Source organism: Actinomadura viridis, from assembly GCF_015751755.1.
GTDB lineage: Bacteria > Actinomycetota > Actinomycetes > Streptosporangiales > Streptosporangiaceae > Spirillospora > Spirillospora viridis.
Genome location: NZ_JADOUA010000001.1, coordinates 7988614 through 8012910, shown reverse-complemented (window position 1 = coordinate 8012910; position 24297 = coordinate 7988614). Strand labels below are relative to the sequence as shown.

Genomic DNA, 24297 nt, shown 5'->3' with positions numbered 1-24297 from the left:
GCGGCAGGTCTGGAAGGGCGGGGGCTCTCCCCGCAAGCGGTGGTCGGGGCCGGGCCAGGCGGATCGACTCCAGCACGGTGTACGCGTGGTATTTGGCCTGGCTGGTGGCTCCCGCCAGCCGCTCCCCCAGAGCTGTTGCTGGTCTTCTTCTCGAGGACGTGCCGGGTGGTGTGGTCGACTCCCTGGTCGGGTTGTGGGCCGAAGGCCCTTCAGCGTGCCCGAACCTACGTCGGCCGCCCGAGCTCGCGAATCGGTCGCCGTATCGGTCGCGGGTTCGTACTGCAACGGCACGTGGTCCGGATGGGGCCGCTCGGAGGCGGCGCGTTCCGCGAACGGTCATCTGCGCCCGCGAGCAGACCACGATTCGAGGAATCGCGGCGGGCTACGTGGAGCTTCGATGGCGTAGGTGCCGGAGAGGACACGTGCGGCTATCCGGTTCGCGTGCCGCGGCGGCCCGGTGCCGCCGCTGCGATCCTCTTACGCCCTGGTCGAGGCGAGGGGGACGGTGGTGACCATGGCACCGCCGGCCGGCACCGTGCCGGCTTGCGCCAGTCGAAACTCCGATCACGAGGTGTGATGGCAGGCGTACCGATCCTGCGGAGTGTGACACCAGGCGCCTGCTCGCTCGGCTCGGGTGGCACGGGGTCGGCGCGGGCCGCGGCGCCGGTGGCGCCCGGATCGGCTGGTCAATCGGTCGCCGCCGAGGGCCAGATCGGGCTGTAGCCTCGAAACGGGCGCCACCGCGGCCCGGCGCGACATTCTTGGGGTGGGACATGGAGCTGTTCGGGCGGCATGCCGAGACGGCTGCCCTGGACGAGCTGCTGGATCGGGCGGCGGGTGGCGCGGGTGCCGGGCTCGTGCTGTGGGGCGAGCCGGGTATCGGCAAGACCGCCCTGCTCGAGTACGCCGTCGCGGCGGCGTCCGACGCGACGGTGCTGCGGTGCCGGGGCTCCCGGATGGAGGCGGGGCTCGCGTTCGCGGCGCTGCACGAGCTGCTGTGGCCGGTCATGGACCGGCTGGAAACGCTCGCCGCCCCGCAGGCCGCGGCGTTGCGCGGGGCGCTGGGGCTGAGCCGGGACACGACCAACCGGTTCCTCATCGGCGCGGCCGTGCTGTCGCTGGTCAGCGGACTCGCTCGGGAACGACCGGTGCTCGTCGTGGTGGACGACGCCCAGTGGATCGACGAGGCCACCGCGCAGTGTCTCGGCTTCCTGGCGCGACGCGTGACGACGGACCGGGTCGTGGTGCTGCTCACCGGGCACGAGGATCCCGCCTCGGGACCGTGGGAGGGGTTGCCGGCGCTGGAGGTGGTGGGCCTGGCCGACGACGACGCCCGGAAGCTCGTGGCCACCGCCGTTCCGGGGGCCGACGAGGCGCTGGCCGACCACACGATCCGGACGGCGGGGGGCAACCCGTTGGCGCTGCACGAGCTGCCCACCCTCGATCACGAGCCCGATGGTGACGCGCCGCTCGGGCGATCCGGGGACCTGATGCCGGTGGGGCCGCGCTTGCGGCGGGCGTTCGCCGCCCGGGCCGCGGCCATGACGCCGCCGGCTCGGGCGTTGTTGCTGCTGGCCGCGGCCGAGGACCGGGGTGACCGGCACGTCGTACATCGCGCCGGGGCCGGGTGGGGGGTCGACACGATCACCTGGGACGAGGTCCTGCGCTCCGGGCTGCTCCGCGTCTCGGGGGCCCGGCTTGAGTTCCGGCACCCGCTGATCCGGGCGGCGGTCTACGACGGCGCCCCCTTCCTGAACCGGCAGGCCGCGCACCGGGCGCTGGCCACCGCGCTGCCGGCGGGTGCCACCGCGGAACGCGCCTGGCACCTGGCCGCCGCCGCCGACGGGCCGGACGAGGACGTCGCCGCACTGCTGGAGCAGGCCGCCGAGCAGTGCCTGCGACGCAGCGCGGGTCCGATGGCGGCGCGCACGCTGCGCCGGGCCGCGGAGCTCTCGCCGACGCCGGCCGCGGCCGGGCGCAGGCTGGCCGCTGCCGCCCGTGCCGCGTGGGACGCGGGCCGGGCCGAGACCGCGCGGCAGCTGCTCGAGGACGCCGAACGCCTGTGCGGTGAGCTTCCCGTCGCCCGGCTGAGCGGCGGATTGCGCGGAATCCTCGAGTTCGCCAATGGCAGGCCCGAGCGCGCCCACCGCTACCTGGTCTGCGACATGGCCGTGGTCCCCGAGCCCCGCCGCGCGGTGGAGCTGGGAACGGTGGCGGTCCGCGCCGCGTGGTCGGCCGGTCGGCCCGACCTCCAGCAGGAGGCGCTGCAGCAGGTGCGGGCCGTGGACGCCGGCGGTGACCCCGACCTGTCGGAACTGTTGCCCGTGCTGCGGAACTGGTGGTCCTGCTACGACCAGACCGGCGAGGTCACCCCGACCCTTCTGGGCATGGCCAGCGGCACGGTCGGCCGGCTCGGTGCGGCCGCGTGGGAGCTGCTCCCGCCCGTGCCGTTGGTCCAGGCCTGGGGCATCGAGGACGGGCTGCTCGACGTGCTGCGCGTGCAGGCCGCACAGCTGCGGCGCCGGCACGAGCTCGCCGCACTGGCAGTGGTGCGCTCCCAGACCGCGGTCCTCGACCTCGGTGCGGGCCGGTGGGGTGCCGCCGAGGCCGCGGCGGCCGAGGGGCTGCGGCTGGCCGAGGAGGTCGGGGCGGATCACGTGGCGACGCAGTGCCACTCGTCCCTCGGGGCGCTGGCCGCCGCCCGGGGCGACGGCCGCGCCGTCGCCGAGCACACCACCCGGATCCTGCGGGTCTCGGTTCCGCGCGGGGTGCGGGTGCTCAGCGCCGCGGCGTACTGGCACCGTGGACGGGCGGCGCTGTTCGGCAGCCGTCCCCAGGAGGCGCTGGCCGACCTGCTGTGTCTCGCCGAGCCCGGCCACGAGGCCGCTCACCCCACCTGCGCGCTGTTCGCCGCCGTGGACACCGTCGAGGCGGCGGTGCAGGTCGGGAACACCGACGTCGTCGAGGCTCAGGTCGTCATGGTGGAGGAGTGGGCGCAGCGTACGGGCGCGACCTGGGCCCGCGCGGCCGGCCACCGGCTCCGCGCCCTCGTCCAGGGTGGAGCGGCGGCCGAGGCCTCGTTCCGAGCCGCTCTGGACGTCGTGGGGGCGGCGGGTGATCCGTTCGAGTACGCCCGCACCCGGCTGCTGTACGGGGAGTGGTTGCGGCGGGCGCGCCGCCGGGCCGATGCCCGGCTCCAGCTCGCCGGGGCCGCCGAGGTCTTCGACCGCCTGGGGGCGGAACCGCTGCGGGCGCGGGCGCTGCGCGAGCAAGCCCTGACCGAACGACCGACCGCCCCCCGCGTACCCGGTCCGCCAACGGCGGCCGGGCTGACCGCGCAGGAGCTGCGGGTCGCGCGGCTGGCCGCGGACCGTCTGACCAACCGGGAGATCGCGGCGCAACTGTTGATCAGCCCTCGCACGGTCGGCCACCACCTCGCCAACGTCTACACCAAGCTGGGCATCGCCTCCCGCGCCGACCTGGCCCGGATCGACTTCGAGGGTGACCTGCGGTTCAGCACGGCCGGTGACTGACCCGGCGGCGTGCCGATGATCGATCGCGCACCCGCGAGTCCTGTGGATGACCTCGTCCTCGTCCTCGCCATCGTCGGGACGATCACTTGACCGCCCTGAACGGTGAGCGAGACGTGACCGTGGTCAGGCTCCAGGCGGGCTCGGACGTCGGTCGGGTTGCGGGAGAGCCACGGCGTGGGCGACGGGGTCCATCCGATCCAGCTCCCCGTGCCACAGCTCGACGGGGGCGATGACTTCGGCGAGGTCGCGGTGGGGCCGGTGGGTTCGGCCCGGTCAGGCGTCCTTGTTTCCTTGAGGTGCTGGGGTTCGATGCCATCGGAAGGGGTCGTCTTCCAGCGCGGGGCGGTCCCAGTGTCCGCGGTTCGCGGCGGCTTCATAGGTGGTGTGGAGGAACTCGGTGACCGCGCGGTCGGGATCGGGTGCGGCGCGGACGGCCTCGTAGGGCAGCAGGAACTGCTGGAACTCGGTGCTGAAGTAGGCCCCTTCGGGGCCGATCGGCTGATCGGCGAACCCATCGGGTTCGGGGTAGGCGTAGGAGTAGAAGGCGCCTTCCTCTCCACCGCCGGGCCAGAACCCGCAGCTGGACAGTTCCCGGGAGTAGCCCTCGACCATGACCCAATCCCCGCAGTTGGGTACTCCACCGGGGTGCGGCGGAGCCGCCCGCCCGGAGAAGCGGGTGCAGGCGAGGTCCATTCCTCCCCAGAAGAAGTGCACCGGACTGACCTTGCCGACGAAGTGCGACCGGAACTCGCCGATCACCCGGTTCGCCTGCAGCAGCTGGCGCCAGAACAGGGTGGCCGCCTCGCCGTCGTAGGAGGCGTGGACGTGGTCCTCGGCGAAGGGGATCGCCGGCTCGACCTCGTTGGGGTGCGGCCGGATCGGTGCCTCGATCCCGAGCCGGTCGAGCATGTCCAGGACCCGGGAGTAGAACTCGGCGACCGGCATCGGCCGGAGCGGGAGGCTCCGCGTACCGCTGTCGCTGCTGCGGACCTCGAGCCGGTGGCCGACGAAGTCGAACTCGATCTCGAAGGCGCCTGTGCGGTGCGGGATGGCCGACGTCGTCAACCCGCGCGGGCTGACGTACAGGGTCACCTGCCACCAGTGGTTGAGCAGCGGAGCGTGGGCCATGCGGATCTTCCCCACGATCTGGGTCCACATGTGCAGGGTCTCGCGGGTGGGAATCCAGTCCGAGACCCGCAGGCTCGGCCAGCTCGTCGTGGCGGGGCTGGTCATCGGTCATCACGTCCTTCGCGGCGCCACGAGAGGGTGGCGGTCGTGGTGTTCATGTCCCGCGGACGGGCTCCTCCGGCCAGGACCTCGACGTCGATCCAGGTGAAGGAACCGTCTTCTCCTCGAGAACGGCGGCGCGTGCGGGGTGGCTCAGGTGCCGAGCGTAGGGCGCCGCGGCCCCCGCCGGATCGGTCGGTCGATCTGTCGTCCACCGTCATCGATGAGGGCCGATGCTCCTGGCGCGGCGCAGGCAGTCGATCTTGGTGTCACAGCCTGTCGGGTTCGCGATCCAGGGAGGCGACCTCGGGATGCGGGTCCGACAGCGGCGCGCCGAGTACCTTCCGGACTGGTCAGAGCAATGGGACAGGCCTGACGGCACCGACCCCGAGCACGAGTACACGGTCCACCCCGAGCCCGGCGGCCTGGTGTACTGCGGCAGTACCGAAGGCCGCGACACCCTCTGCTGGGACACCCGCGACCCCGACCCCGATCGCTGGCCGGTCGTCAGCGACAAGGGAATCTTCCCGGCCCTCACCGAACTCCTGGTGGCCGAACTCACCGGTACCGGCCTGGGCCTCACCCACAGCGGACTCGGCGATCCCGACGGCTGGGCCTGGCCGTTCAGAGGCCCGCGCGGCACCTGGCGCCCCTGAGCCCACCCCGGCTCACTTCGTGAGCATGGTGAGATGTCTGCTCGCGGGGACGGCCATGGCCTGCGACGCCCCCTCACCGCTGGTGATGTAGCGAAAGAGGCCTGCCGGTATTTCTACGTGGCAACCTTTAAAACCGCCAATGCGGACCGCTCCCGGTGTGGGGTGCGCGCGGAGTCATACGGGGCCGCCGTTGAAGGGCAGGCGGTCAAGGGGGTAGCGGCGCAGTTCGTCGACGGAGAAGTATCTGCCGTAATTATCGTCCAGGATCGTGCGCCAGCGCCGTGCCGCCGCCTCGAAGATCTCCATGGCGACGGCGTCGCTGCCCTTGGTCGTGGAAATGGAGAGGATGACCGCCGCGCGCATCGGCGCACCGAGCTTGCGCTCGTACTCCTCGAGGTCCTCCGGCTCGAACTCGAGGTCGGGGCTCGGTGCCACGGTCACCCAGACATGCCGGCGCTCGCGCGACAGCCGGCCGCTCGTCCACTCATCGGGACGTCGCACACCGCCGAGTTCCTCGATGAGGTCGAGGAACTCCTCCGGGTGCACGGAGTCGGCGAATACGAGTATGACCTCGTACGCCATGACGCTCCTTTGTTTCAGACCGGTTCACCCAGGCTTCGCAGAACCTGTTTGAGTTCATATTCGGTGCGCACCACGATAGCACCCGTCTGCCTGGCCAGCGCGGCCTGCTTCCCGGACAGCTGGGTGGCGAGCAGGATCACCGGCTTTCCGGTGGGATTCTTTGTTCTGTTATTGATCAGTCCTTCGAGCTGGCCCTCTTTTGAGTACTTCCGGCCGCCGGCGACTTCGATGATGGCCTTGTTGGTCTCGATGTCGATCTCGCCCAGTGAACCGTTGGGCCCGTATTTGCGATTGAAATCGCGCACGATGTGGCGAAGGGACTTGGCGGTGGTCGCCTCAAGGCGGCTGCCCTCGTTCGCCGACCGCATCGCGGTGTCGATCTTGGTGTCGACGACCTTCTTCCGCAGCAGGTCGACCTCGCGCTGCGCCGCGTTGGCGGCGTTCCGGTTGGCGGGGGTCGGGTTCTGGTTCGCCGCCCGGCGGGCCGCGTCGGCGTTGGCCTGGGCCTGGTCGATGAGGTTGTCCGCGTCTTCGTACCGGCCCCGCCTGAGCGCGCTGTCGATGTCCTGGCTGATCTTCGCTCGCTGGCGGGCGAGCAGGTCGCAGGCGCCCGTGGTCGGGCCGCCCTGGTTGTGGACGAGCAGGTCGCGCCCGCCGGTGGACACGTAGAAGGTGTGCAGGCCCTCGACGGTGAGGTTGTGGACGCGCTGCTCGCGCGTGCGGCGGTGCGAGTCGATCACCGCCACCGGATGGCCGGTCGGCGTGGTCAGGACGTCGCCGAACACGAGCCGGCCGGCGTCGATCCAGTCGCCTGCGGCGGCCACCCAGAACGGGTGGCCGGCGGTGGCGGTCACTCGCGCGGTGGGGCCGCCCAGCGCGCCATCGAGGTCGACCCGCAGGTCCACCAGATCCTTGCGACCGCTGCCGACGATGGTGCGGTCGACCCGGCGCGGCCCGGCCCGTCCGGTTGCGGGGTCGGCGGCCCAGACGAGGTCCCCGACGGCCACCTGCTCGATGGGCGTTCGGCGCCCGTCGGCCATGAGCACAGGGGTGCCGGGCGGGAAGCTGTTGCCAGGTCTGCCCTGGCATGCCTGCAGGGCCTTGTCGAGCCGGGACCGGGCGGCCCTGCGGGCGTCGCGGGCCTTTTCCAGCCGCCGCTTCAGGTCCAGGAAGCGGTCGATCAGCTTGACGACCTTGGGGATGGACTTCAGCGCCTTGCCGATCTTGCCCCAGGGAACGAGCGCCAGCAGGCCCCAGATGCAGTCACTGAGGTTCGGCTTCTTGATGCAGTTGATGATGTCGCCGGCGAGCCAGTCAAGGCCGAGCTTGACGATCTCCTTGAGGAGGTTGAAGTCGTTCCACTCGTTCTCGACGCCCTGCGCGTCCCGCTCGGCCTGGGCCAGGGCCGCCTGGGCGGCCTGGTACTCCAGCAGCTCGGGCGTCGATCCGCCGGGCGTGGAGGTGGAGGGCAGGCCCGGCGAGCCGCCCGGCGAGCGGCTCGGGGAGGCGCCCGGGCCGGGCCGCGCGCCCGGGACGCAGTCCTCCCCGCCGGCGACCCGGCACACCCCGGCGCGGATGTCCTTGACGACGGTGTCGGGGATGGCCACGACGGTGATCGCGGCGACGACCGAGGCCACCAGCAAGATCACGGTGTCCTGCGCGTCAGGGCAGGCGTTCTGAGCGTGCTGTCCGGCCACTTCCCGGTTGCGCATGGCCGGCCCATGCTGCCCGGGGCATGCACCGTCCCTCTAAGGCATCATCTCAACCGGCAAGTCTGCGGTGGCAGATCGGGACGGCAGCCCCTATCAAGAAGATTTCCCTATGCAGCGAAGTTCCTCCGCTTGGCCGGCCTGAGGTCCACTCAGCGGATTGCCGCATACGCCTGGATGGATCACTGGAACAGCGCCCCTGAACCCTTCGTGTGGGCCAATACCGCCGAGGAGATCCTCGGATCCCTCGCAAAATGAGGTCGACGGGTTTCAGGCGCATGACACTAGAACACGGGTGTGCGCTTCTCTCTGAGGGCCGCGATCCCCTCCCCCGCCTCAGGGCCGGCGAAACCGAGGAACTCGAGGGCGAGCGCGGCGTCGAAGTGCGGCATGGCCGCACGAAGCCAGGAGTTGAGGGCCTGCTTGGTCCATCGCAGGGCGGTGGGGGCGCCTCCGGCCAGCCGGACGGCGATGTCGGTGGCCTGGTCGAGGACGTCCCCGTCGTCGACCGCGAGGGACACCAGGCCGATGCGCTCGGCCTCCGCGCCGTCCAGCGGATCGCAGGTGAGCAGGTAGTACTTGGCCTTGGCCAGCCCGCACAGCAGCGGCCAGACGAGGGGGGCGTGGTCACCCGCCGCCACGCCCAGTCTGGTGTGGCCGTCGATCAGGCGGGCGTCCTTGGCGACCACGGACACGTCCGCGAGCAGTGCCACCACGAGTCCTGCACCGACCGCCGCTCCGCGCACCGAGGAGACGACGGGCTTGGAGAACTCGATGAGGTTGGTCACGAGTTCCCGGGCCTCGCGCAGGCCGGCGATCCGGGCTTGCGGGTCGTCCGCGAAGCTCTGCACCCAGTCGAGATCTCCGCCGGCGCTGAACGTGCGACCGGCCCCGGTGACCAGGACGGCGCGGACCCGCTCGTCGGCTTCGGCGTCGCGCCAGATGCGGGTGATCTCGGTGTGTCCCACCGCGTCGAGGGCGTTGGCGCGGCCGGGGTTGTCGATCGTCACCTTCAGTACACCGTGCGACGCCCAGCTCACGTTCAGCCGTTGGTAGGCCGCGTAGCGGTCCATGTCCCCTCCTTGCTTGGAATCGATCGATCGATACAATAGCCTCATGTCACTCGAATGCGCCACGGCCACCGGGGGCGGCCGTGCAGAGCACGTGTTGCTCCACCGTCAAGGACCCGTCTCGGTGGTGACGTTGAACCGCCCCGAGGTGCGGAACGCGCTGTCCCGCCGGATGTTGCGCGATCTCATCGGCGTGCTGGTCGAGGCGGAGGGGTGCCAGGAGACGGGGGCGATCGTGCTGACCGGCGCCGGGCCCGGGTTCTGCTCGGGCGATGACCTGTCCGAGGCCGCGAGCACCGATGCCGCGACGTTCGATCAGAGCATCGGGCTGCTTCAACGGCTCACCAGGACGCTGCTCGACCTGAAGAAGCCGAGCATCGCCGCGATCAACGGTGCGGCGATGGGAGGCGGGCTTGAGCTGACGCTGGCCTGCGACCTGCGCGTGGCCGCCCAGCGTGCGGTGTTCGCGTGCCCCGAGGTGGCGTGGGGGCTGGTGGTCACCAACGGCGCCTCGGTGCTGCTGCCGGCCATCGTCGGGCATGGCCGTGCCCGCGACATGGTGCTCACGGGGAGGACCTTCGACGCCGCGTGGGCTCTGGCGGCCGGCCTGGTGGGCGAGGTGCTACCCGACGATCGGCTTCTGGACCGGGCCATGGCGCTCGCCGAGGGCATGGCGAGCCGGTCGCAGGCCGTTCGCCTGACCAGGCGGTTGTTCGATGATGCAGGCAAGGAGGCCATCGTGAACGCGCTGGCGCGGGAGGCGGAGGCCGTGGGGAGGGCCCGGCGCGGCCCGGCGGGCGAGAAGGGCCTTCGTGACTTCGCCGCCCGTCGTTCGGGTGAAGGGACAGGGCGATGACGCGGGACGTGGGGACGCTCAGCGACCTCGTCGACGGGTATTCACGGACGCGGCCTGACCATCCCGCACTGCGGGTGGAGGACGCGACGCTCACTTACGGCCGGCTCGCGGCGCAGGTTCGTTCGGTGGCCGCCGGCTTCGTGGAGAACGGCGTTCGCGCGGGGCAGACCGTGGCCTTCGTTCTGCCGAACTGCGTCGAGTTCGTCGTCGCCTGGCTGGCGTTGGGGCGTATCGGAGCCGTCGCGGCACCCGTGAACACGGCGCTCCTCGGCGATGGGCTCAGGACCGTGCTGCGGACGAGCCGGGCCGAGGTCGCGGTCGTCGATGAGCGGTTCCTTCCGGCGATGAAGGAGGTGGTCTCCGAGGGCGCGGACCTGCGCATGATCTTCGTCCGTGGCCGCGCCGAAACCGGCATCGACACGATCCCGATCCGGTCGTGGAACGACCTGGCGACGCACCCGGGCTCCGCTCCGCGTTCCACGACCGGCCCCGGCGATCCCAGCATCCTGTTGTTCACCTCGGGGAGCACCGGCCGGTCGAAGGCCTGCGTCCTCTCTCACCGGTACGTGCACCGGCAGGCGGAGATCTTCACCGACCAGCTCGGCTTGACGGCGGAGGATGTGCTCTTCTGCCCGTTCCCGCTGTTCCATGCCGATGCGGCCATCTTCACCGTTGCTCCCGCCTTCGCGTTGGGCGCGACCGCGGCGCTCGTCGAACGGTTCTCCGTGCGACGTTTCTGGGAGCAGGTACGCCACTACCAGGCGACCGTTTTCGATTACATGGGTGCGACTCTGACCATGCTGTACAAACAGCGGCCGGCACCCGACGACGCCGACAATCCGGCCAGGCTCGGCTGGGGGGTCCCGCTGCCCGGCTGGGCCGGGGAGTTCGAGCGCAGGTTCGGCGTCGAACTGGTCGAGGTGTACGGCCTCAGCGATACCGGCATCGTGCTGTACAACCGCCCGGGCGAACCCCGTCGCCCTGGTTCGTGCGGCCGGCCCGTCCATCCCTTCGATGTCAGGGTCCTGGACCCTGACGGCTTCGAGGTGCCCGGCGGTGAGGTCGGGGAGATCTGCATCCGGCCTCTCGAGCCGCATGTGATCCTCAGCGAGTACGCCGGCATGCCGGAGGCCACCGTCCAGGCATGGCGTGACCTGTGGTTCCACACCGGAGACCTCGCGCACCGCGACGAGGAGGGATTCTTCTACTTCGCCGGACGCGGAGCCGACGTGATCCGGCGGCGCGGAGAGAACATCTCCGCCCTCGAGATCGAGGCCGTCATCGGCGAGCACCCGGCCGTGTTGGAAGTGGCCGCGTTCGGCGTCCCGAGTGAACTCACCGAAGAAGAGGTGATGATCACGGTGGCGCTGCGGGCGGGGGCCCGGCTCGACGCGGAGACACTGCTCGCCTACTGCCGGGAACGGCTACCGCGTCACATGGTGCCGCGATACGTCGAATTCACCGGAGTGCTTCCCAAGACGCCCACCGAGAAGGTCGCCAAGCACGCGCTCAAGTCGCGCGGAGTGGGCGGCTCCACCTTCGACCGGGAAGCCGGCGGCTGACTTCGCTTTTAGCCCCCGCGTCCTCACCCCAATCATCGACGACAGGGATCTCGTAATGAGCAGTTCTTCTCAGTCCCGCCACGAGTCCGGCTTTCACGGCACCGCCGTGGTCGTGACCGGTGGCGCCAAAGGCATCGGCGCGGCGATCGTTCGCAGGCTCGGTGCGTCCGGCGCGTCCGTCGCCGTGGTCGACCTCGACACGGAGGCGGCGGAGGCGCTCGCCCGGGAGGTGCCCGGCGCTTTCGCGGTGCGGGCCGACGTGGGTGACTACGCCGGCCTCGGCCGGGCCATGGACGACGCCTGCGCGCGCATGGACGGCCTGGACGTGCTGATCAACAACGCCGGGTGGGATCACGTGCGGCGCTTCACCGACACCGACCCGGCCCTGTGGGACAAGCTCATCCACATCAACCTCAAGGGCGTGCTCAACGCCACCCACCTTGCCCTCCCGAGGCTGGTGGAGCGGGGCGGCGGCAGGATCGTGAACGTGGCCAGCGACGCCGGCCGGGTCGGCTCGTCGGGCGAGGCCGTCTACGCCGCGTGCAAGGGCGGCACGATCGCGTTCACCAAGTCGATCGCCCGCGAGACCGCGCGCCGTGGCATCGCCGTGAACTGCGTCTGCCCGGGCCCCACGGACACCCCGCTGCTGGAAGAGATCAAGCGGGACGACCGGGCCGCGGCCACCATGGACGCCATCGTCCGTGCGACGCCGACGCGGCGGCCGGCCCGGCCGGAGGAGATCGCCGAGGCGGTCGCCTTCTTCGCCGCGGCTCCCGCCCACATCACCGGCCAGGTCCTGTCCGTCAGCGGCGGGCTGTCGATGGTGGGCTGACCTCCGTTGATCGTCATATCGGGTAGGTTCTCGTACCTGGACAGCCTCGTGACCGGGTAGGAGCCTTCGATGCCGCGCACGCCTGCCGCCGTAGCGGGTGAGACGCCTCGCCGTATCCGCTCGGCGGCCATCGGCCTCTTCGCCGAGCGGGGGTTTCACGGTACGGGCATCCGCGACATCGCGACGGGGGCCGGCATCACGCTCTCGTCCCTGTATCACCACTTCGGCAGCAAGGACGACCTGCTGGTGGACATCATGGTCACCAGCACGGAGCCGCTCAAGCGCGCGGCCGAGGAGGCGCGGCGGGCGCTGCCGACGCCCGCCGAGCAGCTGGCGATGCTCATCGAGCAGCATGTGTGGGCGCACGTCACCGACCGGCTGGCCAAGATCGTCACCGACACGGAGCTGCGGGCCCTCTCCGGGGAGCGCCGCGAACGCGTGATCGCCCTGCGCGACGCGTACGAGAGCGTCTGGCGCTCCACCGTGGAGGACGGCGTCGCCTCCCAGGTGTTCACGGTGCCCAACACCAAGGCCCTGACCATCGGCCTCCTGGAGATGTGCACCGCGGTGTCCCACTGGTTCCGGCCGAGCGGCGAGCTGGAACTGCACGAACTGTGCCGCACCTACGCCGACGGCGGGCTGGCGCTGATGCGCGCCGCACGGGACGGACGTCCCGTGCGGCGCGCGGAGCTCGACATCGGTGAACCTACGCGCTTCCTCGGGCAGTGAGGACGGGCGCCCGCCGGAACGTGGCGAGGGTGACCAGGACCAGCACGACGACGTTCACGCCCAGTGCGAGCACGCCCACGTTGACGTGCAGCAGCGCCGGGGGGAGGAACGGCGCCACGTCCGCCACCGTCAGGCCGTTCACGGTCAGGTAGGCGATGGTGCCGGTGCCGGCCAGCATGCCCGCGCCGACGCCCCGGCTGTTGGCCGGATTCCGCGGCAGCAGGCTGAGCAGCAGCGCGGGGGCGAGCTGGGTCACCAGCGCGTAGGCGAGCAGCAGGAGGGTGACGATCGCCGCTCCGTCGATCAGCGCGAGGTAGACCGATACCGCGCCCACGCAGGGCACCATGAGACGCGCCACCCGGCCGGCGTCGGATTCCCTGCGGAGCGGCTTGTAGACGTTGTTCGCGACCAGGGTCGAGGTGGTGTTCAGCAACATCGCTCCGGGCACCAGCGCGGCCAGCAGCCCGGCGCCGCCGACGAGCCCGATGACGACGGGCGGCAGCGACTCCTTGGCCAGCCGCAGCAACGACAGGTCGGCCTGCCCGGCGGGCAGGCCCGGGACGGCCAGCACGGCCGTGAAGCCGACGAAGAACACGAACAGCAGGAACAGCTGGTAGAGCGGGAAGACGACGGCGTTCTTCCTGAACGTCGACTCCTTCCGTGCCGAGAACGTCGCGGTGAAGAGGTGCGGCCACATGTAGAAGCCGAGTGTGGACACCAGGACCGTGGATACGTACCAGGACAGGCCGAGGCTGTCGGTGTGGAGTTCGGCGAAGTGTGGCCGGGCCTTCTCGACCGCTGCGAACAGCTCTCCGACGCCGCCGAAGTGCTTGAAGGGCAGGTAGACGCCGAGGAAGGCCACGACGACCACGATGAGGATGTCCTTCACCGTCGATGTCCAGGCCGCCGCGAGCAACCCGGACAGCGCGACGTACCCCGTCAGCAGGACGCCCCCGGCCACGATCGCAGCGGCGGGGGACACCGCGCCGTAGGAGGCCTCGGAGACGATGATGCCGAGCCCCTTCAGCTGCAGGACGAGGAACGGGACCATGCCGGCGATCCCGATGATCGTGACGACGACGCCGAGGCCGGGGCTGTCGTACTTCTTGGCGAAGAAGTCCGCCTGCGACACCAGGCCGTGCTGCTTCGCGTACCGCCACAGCACGGGAAGCAGCCAGTACGACACCACATAGGCGAGGGTGACGTACGCGAGGATGTAGTAGGCGGCACCGCCGTTGGCATAGATGAACCCGCTGATGCCGAGGAACGTGGTGGTCGTGTAGATTTCCCCGGCCATCAGCAGGAATACGAAGACGCCTCCCAGCGATCGTCCGCCGACGGCCCATCTCTCCAGGTCCATGGCCTTGCGTCCGCGGGCCTGTACCCCGAGGTAGACGGCCACGGCCAGGGTCAGCGCGATCAGCGCCAGCGAGACGAACATCAGCCCTCCTCCTCACTGCCGGCCGGGTCGGGCCGGTTGGCCGGATCCAGCCGGTACACCACCGCCATGCAGACGGAGGTGAGCGCGATTGACAGGCTCAGCCAGAACAGGAAGAACGGCAGGCCGAGGACGTAGGGCTCGGTGCGGTTGACCCAGGGGACCACCCCCAGGAAGAACGCGAACGGCAACGCGGCCAGGACGAGACGCAACCACATGTGCCTCTCCTCAACCCGAGATCAGAGATGCTGTGCGCAGGTACACGGCGGTCGCCGTGACCATGTCGCTGATGGACACCCACTCATCGAGGCTGTGCGCTTGGGCCAGTGAGCCCGGGCCGAACAGCGCCACCGGAGAACCGAAGTACGCCGCGTCGGAACTCGCGGGGAACCCTCGCGGGCTCGGATCAGGAGCCTCGCTGAGTTCGGCGGCCTTCAGCAGTGCCGCGGCCAGCCAATGCCCTTCGGGGAGTTCGTAGGGGGCCACGGTCCACCACGCCTCGCCGAGCGACCACGCTCCTGGTTCCAGGTCCGCCACGACGTCGGCGCGGACATCGGAGGGGTTCTCCCCTGGCAGAAGGCGGCGGCTGAACTGAACACGGCATTCGGAGGGAACGATGTTGGGCTTGATGCCGCCCTCGATGACGCCCACGTTCATCGTGGGAGGGCCCAGGAGGGGATGCCGGCGCCGGTCGAGTGTGCGCTGATGCTCCTCAAGGCGGCCGAGCAGCCGCGCCGCCGCGAGGATGGCGTTGGTGCCGTGCTGGGGCACGCTGCTGTGCGTGGCCTCACCGGTCACGCGCAACTCGAAGGCGGCGAGCCCCTTGGTGGCCAAGCAGGCGGTCAGCTCGGTCGGCTCACCGATGATCACCGCGTCGGCCGGGGGTCCGGACGCGCCGAGCGCTTTGGCGCCCTCCTGGCGGTACTCCTCGTCACCGACGCCCGCGATCAGCAGGTCCCCGGCCGGCCTGAGTGATCGTTCGGCCAGTATCTCGGCGACCTCCAGGTAGCAGGCGAGCGCGGCCTTCATGTCGCAGGCGCCGCGCCCGTAGACCTTGCCGTCGCGCACGACTCCTGTGAGCGCTTCGGGGTACCCGGTGGTCTCCACCGTGTCCATGTGGCCGGCCAGCATCAGAGATCGTCCCCCGGATGTGCCGGGAAGCCGTGCCAGCGTGTTGAACCGGCCGGGGGCGTACTCGTCGATCTCACTCGTCCAGCCGAGTCTTACGAGGCGGTCGTGGAGGTAGGCCGCCACCCTTCCCTCTCCCTGGTCCGCGTCCTGCGGTACGCCGCCGAAGGGGTTCACGCTCGGCAGCTCGATGAGCTCGCAGAGGGTCCGTGCCAGCCGGTCGCGGTCGATCTGTTCCACGCAACGGGCCGGCGCCTCCGATGATGAGGCTTCCATGGTGCCGCTCCTAACGGATGTGAGGTGAGGCACGATTGTATCGATCGATCGAATTATTGGATAGAGTGCTGAGCATGATCGGTCGTGGGCCGGCGCGGGTGACCGTGCTCGATGACGCGGGGCCGAGGGCACGGGATACCGGCCGAGGGCCTGCGCGAGCTGGGAGCCGGGGCGCGGTTCGACGCAAGACCGGCCCGGGCGTCTCCCTGTGGCCGGAGACAGGAGGATGAAGTGCCCGGGAAGATCACCGTGGAGTACGGCGAAGGTCTCGCCATCATGACCATCGACCGGCCGGAGGTCCGCAACGCCATCGACCGGGACGTGGCCGAGGGCATCGCGGCGGCGGTCGACGAACTCGACGCCCGTGCGGACCTGCGGGTCGGGATCATCACGGGAGCCGGTGGGATCTTCAGCGCCGGCATGGACCTCAAGGCGTTCCTCCACGGCGAGCCCGCCCACGTGCCCGGCCGCGGTTTCGGCGGGATCGTCGAGGCGCCTCCGCGCAAGCCGCTGATCGCCGCCGTCGAGGGTTGCGCACTGGCCGGAGGCTGCGAGCTCGCGCTGGCCGCCGACCTGGTGGTGGCCGCCGAGAACGCCTCGTTCGGGCTGCCGGAGGTGAAGCGGGGGCTCGTCGCGGCGGGCGGCGGGTTGCTGCGGCTGCCACGCCGCATCCCGTACCACGTGGCGATGGAGCTGGCGCTGACCGGCGACGTCCTCCCGGCCGACCGCGCCCGAGCACTCGGTCTGGTCAACCGGATCACCCCACCGGGCGGCGCACTCGCGCAGGCGCGGCGCCTGGCTTCGGCGATCCTGGCGAACGGTCCCCTCGCCGTGCGCGTCACCAAGCAGGTGATCGCGCAGTCGCCGTCCTGGTCCGCCGGAGAAGCGTTCGCCAGGCAGCGGGAGATGACCGCTCCGGTCTTCGCTTCACATGATGCCGAGGAGGGGGCTCGCGCCTTCGCCGAGAAGCGCGCTCCGAAGTGGACCGGTGAGTGAGATCGGCCCCGGCCCGGGAGGCGCGGGGCATCGTCCGGCCGAAGCCGCAACGCCAGTTGTCGAGGTGTCATGAACCTGGAACTGTCCGACGAGCAGCAGGCGGCGCGACGGCTCGCCGCCGACTTCGTCGAGCGTGAGATCGCGCCCCACGCCGCCGAATGGGACCGCGCCGAGAGGGTCGATCAGCGGATCGTCCGGCGCCTCGGCGATCTGGGGTTCCTCGGCCTGACCATCCCTGAGAGGTACGGCGGCTCCGGGGGCGACCATCTCACCTATGCCCTGGTGCTGGAGGAACTCGGCCGGGGCGACTCGGCGGTGCGGGGAATCGTGTCGGTCTCCCTCGGACTGGTCGCCAAGTCGATCGACGCCTACGGGGACGAGGAGCAGAAGCTCACGTGGCTGCCCGCCCTGGCGGATGGGACGGCACTGGGATGCTTCGCGCTGACCGAGCCCGGCAGCGGTTCCGATGCCGCCGCCCTCACCACCAGAGCGGTGCGCGACGGCGATGACTGGCTGATCAGCGGTTCCAAGATGTTCATCACCAACGGCACCTGGGCGGACGTCGCCCTGGTGTTCGCCCGCACAGGTGAGCAGGGTCACCGGGGTATCACCGCCTTCCTCGTACCGACCGATGGCGCCGGATTCCAGCGCCGTGAGCTGCATGGCAAGCTGGGTCTGCGCGGGCAGGCGACGGCGGAACTGGCGTTCGACGGCGTGCGGGTGCCCGGCAGCGCGCGCCTGGGCCCCGAGGGCAAGGGCTTCTCCATCGCCATGGCGGCGCTGGCCAAGGGGCGTATGTCGGTCGCCGCCGGATGTGTCGGCCTGGCACGGGCATGCCTGGACGCGGCGGTCGCCTATGCCAAGGAACGCGAGCAGTTCGGCAAACCCATCGCCTCCCACCAGCTGGTGCAGGATCTACTCGCGGGCATCGCGGTCGAGGTCGACGCGGCCCGCCTGCTGGTGTGGCGAGTCGCCGATCACATCGATCGCGGGCTGCCCTTCGCCACCGAATCCTCGATGGCGAAGCTGTACGCAAGTGAGGCCGCCGTGCGCGCCGCCAACGACGCCATCCAGGTGTTCGGCGGGTATGGCTACATCGACGAGTTCCCCGTGTCCAAGTACCTGCGGGACGCCCGCGTCATGACCCTTTACGAAGGAACCAGCCAGATCCACAAACTGTTGATCGGCCGCGCCCTGACAGGCATCGCCGCGTTCGATTGACAGGGTGTCCCGGTGCTTCTCAGAGAAGCCCGGAACAGATGACCACACCACGTTCGTGCTGACCTAGCGGATCCGGGTCGGGCCGCGCGGCGGCGAACTGCTCGGCCCGGTCGCCGTCTCCGGGGCGCCCCAGGCGCGCGCCGGACGTCAAGCGGCCTTGAGGGGGACGGGCAGGCGGGCGCGGAGCTCGTCGGCCGTGATGCCGAAGGTCTCGCGGAGCGCCGCCCCGTCGGGGCCCACGTCGATGACGGCGACGTCGGTGTAGACCCGGCTGACGCAGCCGACGCCGGTCAGCGGGTAGGTGCAGGCGGGCACCAGTTTGGATGCGCCCTTCTTGTCGAAGAGCGTCATCATCACGAAGACCTGCTTGGCGCCGATGGCCAGGTCCATCGCGCCGCCGACGGCCGGGACGGCGTCGGCGGCGCCGGTGTGCCAGTTGGCGAGGTCCCCGGTCGCCGAGACCTGGAACGCGCCCAGCACGCACACGTCCAGATGGCCGCCACGCATCATGGCGAAGGAGTCGGCGTGGTGGAAGTAGGACGCTCCGGGCAGCTCGGTCACCGGGACCTTGCCGGCGTTGGTGAGGTCGGGGTCGATCTCCTCGCCGACCGCGGCGGGGCCCATGTTGAGCATCCCGTTCTCGGTGTGCAGGACGATGCCCGAGTCGCCGGGAAGATGGTCGGCGACCCTGGTGGGCCGGCCGATGCCGAGGTTGACGTAGGAGCCGGCGGGGATGTCGCGGGCGACGACCGCGGCGAGTTCGTCGGTGGTGAGGGGCATGGTCAGCGCGCTCCCTGGACGGTGTAGTGCCGTTCCTCGACCCGGACGACCCGGTCGACGTAGATGCCGGGCGTGACGACCGCCTCCGGGTCGAGGTCGCCGGCGGGGACGACCTCGCCCACCTGGACGAGCGTGGTGGTCGCGGCCGCGGCCATGACGGGGCCGAAGTTGCGGGCGGTCTTGCGGTAGACGAGATTGCCCAGCGTGTCGGCGCGATGGGCCCTGATCAGCGCCACGTCGCCCTTGATCGGGTACTCCAGGATGTGGACGCGCCCGTCGATCGTCCGGGTCTCCTTGCCCTCGGCGAGGGGGGTCCCCACGGCGGTGGGGCAGTAGAACGCGCCGATGCCGGCGCCGGCGGCGCGCATCCGCTCGGCGAGGTTGCCCTGCGGCACGATCTCCAGATCGATCTTCCCGGCCCGGTAGAGCTCGTCGAACACGTGGGAGTCGCTCTGGCGGGGGAAGGAGCAGACCACCTTCCGCACGCGTCCGGCCTTGAGCAGCGCGGCCAGCCCGACGTCCCCGTTGCCGGCGTTGTTGGACACGATGGTGAGGTCCTTCGCGCCCTGCCGGATCAGCCCGTCGATGAGGTCGAACGGCATGCCGGCGAAGCCGAAGCCGCCGACCAGGACGGTGCTGCCGTCCTCGATGCCGCGGACGGCCTCGTCGACGCTTTCCAGGATCTCCGTCCGGCTCACGCTCCGGCCTCCGTGTTCGCTCGGACGACGTTCTCCAGGACGACGTCCGGGGCCCGGACGGCGGAGTACAGGAAGGAGCTCATGACATCGAGGCTAAGTGACCTCCCTTGATACAGTGAAGTATCAATATCCACTCTGATTAAGACGATCATCATATGGATCTGCGTCACCTGCGGTACTTCGTCGCCGTCGCCGAGGAACTCCACTTCGGGCGGGCCGCCGCACGGCTCACCATGGCCCAGCCGCCGCTGTCGCAGGCGATCCGCCGGCTGGAGGCCGAACTCGGCGTGGAGCTGCTCCACCGGAGCACCCGCCGGGTCGAGCTGACCGACGCGGGCCGCGGCTACCTCGCCCGCGCCCGGAGGATCCTCCACGAGGTGGACGAGGCCGCGCAGGAGGCCCGCCGGGTCGCGGCCGGCGCGGTCGGCCACCTCGCGATCGGCTGCGTCGGCTCGGCGACCTACAGCCTGCTGCCCGCCCTCTCCCGCGGTCTCCGCCGGGAGCTGCCGGGCGTCGACTTCTCCTTCCGCGGCGAGATGCTGGTGCCCGACCAGACCGCTGCGCTGCGGGCCGGCGGGATCGACCTGGCGCTGCTGCGGCCGCCGATCGCGGACCTGTCGCTCACCGTCCTGCCGCTGCGCCGGGACCGGCTCGTCGTCGCCGTCCCCGCCGACCATCCCCTGGCGACCCGGCGGCGGGTCGGGGTCGCCGACATGGCGGACGCCGACCTCATCGTCCATTCCGCGGACCGCCGTTCGGTGATGTACGACGTCGTGCTCGGGCTCTTCCGCGACGCGGGCGTCGAGCCCCGGATCCGGCACGAGGTCGGCGAGACCTCCACGCTGATCACCCTCGTCGCGGGCGGTCTCGGCATGGCCGTCGTCCCGGAACCGGTGGCGGTCCTGGCCCTCGAAGGCGTCGCCTTCCGGCCCCTGGCGCCCGCCGCGCACGTCGATCTCGCGATTTCGCACCGGACCGACCGCACCGAACCGCACCTGGCCAGGGCCGTCGCGGTCATCCGCCGGATCGTGCAGGACGCCCCGCACGGCTGACCGGCACGCCGCCCGCGCCAGGCGCAGGGGGACTTGGAGCGGCGGAGCCTCCCACTCGTCGGAGGTCGTCGTCGCTCAGCTCATCCGGTGGGTGCGATCAGGTCGTTGCGGACCACTGGACTGGGCAGCTGCTGAGGCCGCTCGGGTGGTCGGCTGTGGACGGGGTGGTGGAGGCGGCCGTCGTGGACCTCGGCCGTCCGGTCGACGGCGGTGAGGTGGGTGCGGTCATGGGTGACCAGGACGGTGGCGGTGGCCTGCCGGTGGGTGAGGCGGGTGATCAGGTCGATGACGGCGGCGCCTCGTCCGTGGTCGAGGGCGCTGGTGGGCTCGTCGATCAGGAGGACGGTGGGGTCGTTCATCAGGGCGCGGGCGATGTTGACGCGCTGGCGCTGGCCGCCGGAGAGCTGGTGCGGGCGGCGACCGGCCTGGCCGGCCAGGCCGACCGCGTCGAGGAGTTCCATCGCCCGGCCCCGGGCGCTGCGGGGCTTGCGCCCGTCGATCTGGGCCATGACCTGCAGCTGTTCGGCCGCGGTGAGGGAGCCGATGAGGTTGGGCTGCTGGAAGACGATACCGATCTTGCGTCGGCGCAGGTCGGTGAGCTCGCCGCGGCTCAAGCCGGTGGTGGAGGTGCCGTCGATGGTGACCGTTCCGGAGTCGGGCGTGATGAGGGTGGCGGCGACGGCGAGCAGGCTGGACTTGCCGGAGCCGGAAGGGCCGACCACGGCGGTCAGGCCGCCCTTGGGAACCTCCAGGCTGACCTTGTCGAGGGCGGTCAGGCGGGTGTCGCCGTCGGGGTAGGTGAGGGTGATGTCGGTCAGCCGGAGGCTCATCGGGCGCTCCCCAGGGCGGTCAGCGGGTCGACGGAGGTGATGCGGCGGATGGACAGGGCGGCTCCCAGGGCGCCGAGGAGCACCATCACCGCGGCCGGGAGCAGGACGGTGGCGGGCGTGAGGACGAACGGCACGGCCGAGCCGGCCACGAGCGCTCCCAGGGCGGCGGCGATGCCGGTGCCGATCAGGGTGCCGCCGGCGAGCAGGACGAGGGCTTGGCCGAGGGCGTCCTTGAGGAGGTCGGCGGTGGAGGCGCCGAGTGCCTTGAGGACGGCGACGTCGCCGCTGCGCTGGATGGTCCACACGGCGAAGAACGCACCGATGACCAGTGCGGAGATGGCGAACAGGAAGCCGCGCATCAGCTGCAGGGAGCCGTTCTCGGACGTGTAGGAGCCGATCGCCGACAGCGAGTCCTGGGTGGAGACCGTCCTTGTGCCCGCCTGCTCGTCGGTGGCCGCCGTGTCGGCCCCGGAGGTGGTCTCAAGGGCGATGACGGTGGCGGTCGGGCCCTCCCCGCCGCCGGTGGGCGGCGCGACCTTCCGCCACGTGTCCAGGCTGGTCCACATGACCGGGGTGTGGCTGAAGTAGGAATCGCCCCGCACGGCGGCCACCTTCAGCCGCTCCCCGGCCAGGGTGAGGGAGTCGCCGGCCTTCACGCCGAGGTCGTCGGCGACGGCGGTGGACAGCACCGCCGACCCGTCGCCGATCTCGCTGCCGCCCGGGGCGAGGCGGGAGCCGGGCCGGACGCCGAAGGCGGAGGCCCCGATGCTCCTGTCCCCGGCGGTGACCTTGGTAACGGCGATCCCGAGGGGTTCGGCGCTCTCGACGCCGGGGGCCTCGGACCACCGCCGCCACTGCTGCTCGGTGACGGTGGAGTCGGCGTACGACAGGTCCTGACCGCCGCTGGGAGCCTGAAAGACGATCTTGTCCGCGGGCAGGGACGTGATCGCGGAGACGTTCTGCCGGCCCAGTCCGGCCGTCAGCCCGGACAGCAGTCCGACCAGCAGGGTGATCAGCACGATGACGGTCCCCATCAGGGCGAAACGCCCCTTGGCGAACTTCAGGTCCCTCCAGGCGACGAACACGATATGTCCGTCCTTTCCAGTGGCGGAAGTGGTGTGACTCCACCCTCGCCGCGGGCGGCCGGATGCGTATCCGGCGCAGGACGGCACTTCGCGGATCGAAAGACGGCCCACGGGTTCTTACTTTTGAGGGAGGCCCGCAGGAGCCTGCTTCCGTAACCTGGAGGGCCCTGTGACCTGTGCCGCTCCCGCCCTGGCCCCGGCCGCCCGGGCCCTGGCCGCCCGGGCCCTGGTCTGGTCCCCGCACTTCCTGATCATTGGACATCTCGCCCTGGCCGCCGGGCAGGCCCTGGCCGGCGGGCGGCAGGGGCCTCCTCGCGCGTCCACACCACACGGATCCTGCCGCGGCCGGAGGACCCGCCGCCGGCCATCGTCATCGGAGGTCGAGTATCAGAGCACGATGGTCGGACACCTCGGGCTCGGTCATGACCTCGAACCGTCCGACGGCGGCGGGGTCGGATACGAGCAGGTAGCTCGCGTGCCGTAGGGACTTGCGATAGCGGGAGGTTCTCGTGTCGGCGTCCCGGACCAGATCGACCAGCCCGAGCCCGTTGAGGATCCGGAAGGTCTCGCTGTGGGGCAGCACGTTGAAGTCGCCGCAGACCACGGTCAGGTCACCGTCCTCGCGCACGCCGTCGACGAACTCGGCGAGTCGTTCGGCCTGCGCCAGGCGGGCCGGGGTGTCGGCCTTGCCGCGGGGGTCCCGCAGGCCGTGGAAGTGGACGACGGTGATGAACCGCTGTGCTCGGCGGTCGAAGACGCGTACGGCTTGGGCGGTGCGGGGCCGGCCGTCGATCGGCCATTCGTGCCGGTACTCGGCGTACTCGCCGTGCACGAATCCGGATCGCGTCGCGACGATGGGAAGCGACTCGGTGACGAAGGTCGCGAGCCCGAAGTCCTGCCGGTGCGCACGGTCGGTGTCGTTGCGCACCGGGCCGGTGTCGCTGGCGGTGAACGAACCGTGGTGCCGGCGGAGTGAGGAGCGGACGTCGGCCAGGAGGTTCGCCCGCTGCGGCAGCGAGCGCTCCGCGTCGTCGAAGTGTGTCCAGCCACCGACGCCCGGGGTGTGAGTCACTTCCTGAAGGCACAGGATGTCGGCGTCACATTCGTCGAGCCAGGGCGCGAGTTCGTCGAACATCGCCCCGCCCCAGGCATTGAGAGAGATGATGCGCACGGGGACGAACCTAGAGGCCGAGCCGCTGACCAGGCCACCGGGCCAGGGGACGTCGACGGCGGTCCCCCGGCTCGGCGCCGGCGCTCGCGGTCTCGGCGGCGAGGCGTGCGCGGAAGCGTTCGCGAGGCCGTGACTCAGGCGTAGATATCGATCAGCTTCGCCAGGTGCCGGCCCGCGATCTGGAGTGGTTCGGCGCTGCGGGACACCTGTGCGGTCAGTTCCGCGCCCTCCAGGGTGTTGATCACGGTGTGGGCGAGGTCGAGGGCATCCTGCCGGGCGATGCCGGCCCGGAGGAGCCTCTCGGCGACGATGCCGCGCCAGTGGTCGAAGGTGTCGGCGACGGCGCGCTGGATCTCGGGGGCGCGGCCGGCGGTCTCCAGGGCGGTCGCGGTGATCGGGCAGCCGTCGAGCCAGTCGGAGTCGCGCAGGTACTCGGCGAGCAGATCGGTGCAGGCGACGATCGCTTCGGCCGGGTCGTCCGCGCTGGCCAGGGCCCGGTGCAGGATGTCGGCGAACTCCTGGTCGGCCTGCCGCACCCCGGCGGCGGCCAGTTCGTGCTTGCCCCCGGGGAAGAAGTGGTAGACGGAGCTGAGCGCGACGCCCGCCTCCCGGGAGATCTGCTTGATCCCGGTCGCCTCGTACCCCTGCCGCTGCATCAGCCGTGAAGCCGTGCGCACGAGGCGCTCGCGTGTACCGACGGTGGGCTCTGGCCGGGCGGACCGGGTGGCTTGCTGCGTCATGCTCCCCATTTCACCACAGCATCGGTTAGAACGTTCGCTCCAATCCGTGCTACCTTCTGGTTGGAACGTTCGCTCCAATGAGTCCGGACGTCCACCCGGCTGCGAGCACCCGCGGCCGGGCGCTCA

22 protein-coding genes are annotated in these 24297 nt (G+C 70.9%); 9 read left to right on the top strand and 13 right to left on the bottom strand.

The features are described 5' to 3' along the window. Positions 1 to 773 precede the first annotated feature (773 nt). On the top strand, positions 774 to 3533 hold the full coding sequence (locus IW256_RS36405) for a helix-turn-helix transcriptional regulator (RefSeq protein WP_197015275.1): 2760 nt from the start codon (positions 774 to 776) through the stop codon (positions 3531 to 3533). A gap of 273 nt (positions 3534 to 3806) precedes the next feature. On the opposite strand, the gene IW256_RS36400 is transcribed toward IW256_RS36405, so the two are convergent. After that, a complete protein-coding gene (locus IW256_RS36400) occupies positions 3807 to 4766 on the bottom strand; it encodes a DUF5996 family protein (protein WP_197015274.1) in 960 nt (319 codons plus the stop codon). A gap of 305 nt (positions 4767 to 5071) precedes the next feature. Here IW256_RS36400 and IW256_RS36395 point away from each other — a divergent pair, with 305 nt between their 5' ends. Beyond that, entirely contained in the window at positions 5072 to 5416 is a 345-nt protein-coding gene (locus IW256_RS36395) for a hypothetical protein (protein WP_197015273.1), read from the top strand. Positions 5417 to 5590: 174 nt separating this feature from the next. On the opposite strand, the gene IW256_RS36390 is transcribed toward IW256_RS36395, so the two are convergent. From IW256_RS36390 to IW256_RS36380, 3 genes are all read right to left on the bottom strand, one after another. Then, positions 5591 to 5998 (bottom strand): hypothetical protein, encoded by a 408-nt coding sequence (locus IW256_RS36390; protein ID WP_197015272.1) that lies wholly within the window; start codon positions 5996 to 5998, stop codon positions 5591 to 5593. 14 nt (positions 5999 to 6012) lie between these two features. After that, positions 6013 to 7710 carry a Hint domain-containing protein gene (locus IW256_RS36385; protein WP_197015271.1) on the bottom strand — a complete coding sequence of 566 codons (1698 nt, stop codon included), beginning with the start codon at positions 7708 to 7710 and terminating at the stop codon, positions 6013 to 6015. Positions 7711 to 7991: 281 nt separating this feature from the next. Then, positions 7992 to 8780 carry an enoyl-CoA hydratase/isomerase family protein gene (locus IW256_RS36380; RefSeq protein ID WP_197015270.1) on the bottom strand — a complete coding sequence of 263 codons (789 nt, stop codon included), beginning with the start codon at positions 8778 to 8780 and terminating at the stop codon, positions 7992 to 7994. Here IW256_RS36380 and IW256_RS36375 point away from each other — a divergent pair. The 4 genes from IW256_RS36375 (at position 8779) to IW256_RS36360 (ending at position 12756) form a co-directional block, all read left to right on the top strand. Continuing rightward, complete coding sequence (locus IW256_RS36375) at positions 8779 to 9633, top strand: enoyl-CoA hydratase/isomerase family protein (protein WP_307829309.1); 855 nt, start codon at positions 8779 to 8781, stop codon at positions 9631 to 9633. The two genes, IW256_RS36380 and IW256_RS36375, sit on opposite strands and share 2 nt — an antisense overlap. Then, positions 9630 to 11195 (top strand): AMP-binding protein, encoded by a 1566-nt coding sequence (locus IW256_RS36370; RefSeq protein ID WP_197015268.1) that lies wholly within the window; start codon positions 9630 to 9632, stop codon positions 11193 to 11195. Before IW256_RS36375 ends, IW256_RS36370 begins: the two co-directional genes overlap by 4 nt. A gap of 55 nt (positions 11196 to 11250) precedes the next feature. Then, positions 11251 to 12027 (top strand): SDR family NAD(P)-dependent oxidoreductase, encoded by a 777-nt coding sequence (locus IW256_RS36365; protein ID WP_197015267.1) that lies wholly within the window; start codon positions 11251 to 11253, stop codon positions 12025 to 12027. 69 nt (positions 12028 to 12096) lie between these two features. Continuing rightward, on the top strand, positions 12097 to 12756 hold the full coding sequence (locus tag IW256_RS36360; RefSeq protein WP_197015266.1) for a TetR/AcrR family transcriptional regulator: 660 nt from the start codon (positions 12097 to 12099) through the stop codon (positions 12754 to 12756). Here the strand turns inward: IW256_RS36360 and IW256_RS36355 are convergent. The 3 genes from IW256_RS36355 to IW256_RS36345 are packed head-to-tail and all read right to left on the bottom strand — an operon-like array spanning position 12734 to position 15598. After that, positions 12734 to 14197: a sodium:solute symporter family protein gene (locus tag IW256_RS36355; protein WP_197015265.1), complete on the bottom strand. Its 1464-nt coding sequence runs from the start codon at positions 14195 to 14197 to the stop codon at positions 12734 to 12736. The genes IW256_RS36360 and IW256_RS36355 overlap by 23 nt on opposite strands. Beyond that, positions 14197 to 14412, bottom strand: a complete 216-nt coding sequence (locus tag IW256_RS36350) for a DUF3311 domain-containing protein (protein WP_197015264.1) — start codon at positions 14410 to 14412, stop codon at positions 14197 to 14199. Before IW256_RS36350 ends, IW256_RS36355 begins: the two co-directional genes overlap by 1 nt. A 10-nt stretch (positions 14413 to 14422) precedes the next feature. After that, entirely contained in the window at positions 14423 to 15598 is a 1176-nt protein-coding gene (locus IW256_RS36345) for a M20 family metallopeptidase (RefSeq protein WP_197015263.1), read from the bottom strand. 231 nt (positions 15599 to 15829) lie between these two features. Between IW256_RS36345 and IW256_RS36340 the strand changes: the two genes are divergently transcribed. Further along, positions 15830 to 16594 (top strand): crotonase/enoyl-CoA hydratase family protein, encoded by a 765-nt coding sequence (locus IW256_RS36340; RefSeq protein WP_307829308.1) that lies wholly within the window; start codon positions 15830 to 15832, stop codon positions 16592 to 16594. A 69-nt stretch (positions 16595 to 16663) separates the two neighbouring features. Then, entirely contained in the window at positions 16664 to 17815 is a 1152-nt protein-coding gene (locus IW256_RS36335) for an acyl-CoA dehydrogenase family protein (RefSeq protein ID WP_197015261.1), read from the top strand. 147 nt (positions 17816 to 17962) lie between these two features. On the opposite strand, the gene IW256_RS36330 is transcribed toward IW256_RS36335, so the two are convergent. Then, complete coding sequence (locus IW256_RS36330) at positions 17963 to 18595, bottom strand: 3-oxoacid CoA-transferase subunit B (RefSeq protein ID WP_197015260.1); 633 nt, start codon at positions 18593 to 18595, stop codon at positions 17963 to 17965. Between the two features lie 2 nt (positions 18596 to 18597). Next, positions 18598 to 19293: a 3-oxoacid CoA-transferase subunit A gene (locus tag IW256_RS36325; protein WP_197015259.1), complete on the bottom strand. Its 696-nt coding sequence runs from the start codon at positions 19291 to 19293 to the stop codon at positions 18598 to 18600. Positions 19294 to 19448: 155 nt separating this feature from the next. On the opposite strand from IW256_RS36325, the gene IW256_RS36320 reads away from it, so the two are divergent. Next, on the top strand, positions 19449 to 20345 hold the full coding sequence (locus tag IW256_RS36320) for a LysR substrate-binding domain-containing protein (RefSeq protein ID WP_197015258.1): 897 nt from the start codon (positions 19449 to 19451) through the stop codon (positions 20343 to 20345). An 80-nt stretch (positions 20346 to 20425) separates the two neighbouring features. Here IW256_RS36320 and IW256_RS36315 read toward each other — a convergent pair whose 3' ends face one another. The 4 genes from IW256_RS36315 to IW256_RS36300 all read right to left on the bottom strand — a co-directional run bounded on the left by IW256_RS36315 (position 20426) and on the right by IW256_RS36300 (position 24108). Further along, positions 20426 to 21175: an ABC transporter ATP-binding protein gene (locus tag IW256_RS36315; RefSeq protein ID WP_197015257.1), complete on the bottom strand. Its 750-nt coding sequence runs from the start codon at positions 21173 to 21175 to the stop codon at positions 20426 to 20428. Then, entirely contained in the window at positions 21172 to 22260 is a 1089-nt protein-coding gene (locus IW256_RS36310) for an ABC transporter permease (protein ID WP_197015256.1), read from the bottom strand. Before IW256_RS36310 ends, IW256_RS36315 begins: the two co-directional genes overlap by 4 nt. A 370-nt stretch (positions 22261 to 22630) precedes the next feature. After that, a complete protein-coding gene (locus IW256_RS36305) occupies positions 22631 to 23431 on the bottom strand; it encodes an endonuclease/exonuclease/phosphatase family protein (protein WP_307829307.1) in 801 nt (266 codons plus the stop codon). A 134-nt stretch (positions 23432 to 23565) separates the two neighbouring features. Then, a complete protein-coding gene (locus IW256_RS36300; protein WP_307829306.1) occupies positions 23566 to 24108 on the bottom strand; it encodes a TetR/AcrR family transcriptional regulator in 543 nt (180 codons plus the stop codon). Positions 24109 to 24297: the final 189 nt, after the last annotated feature.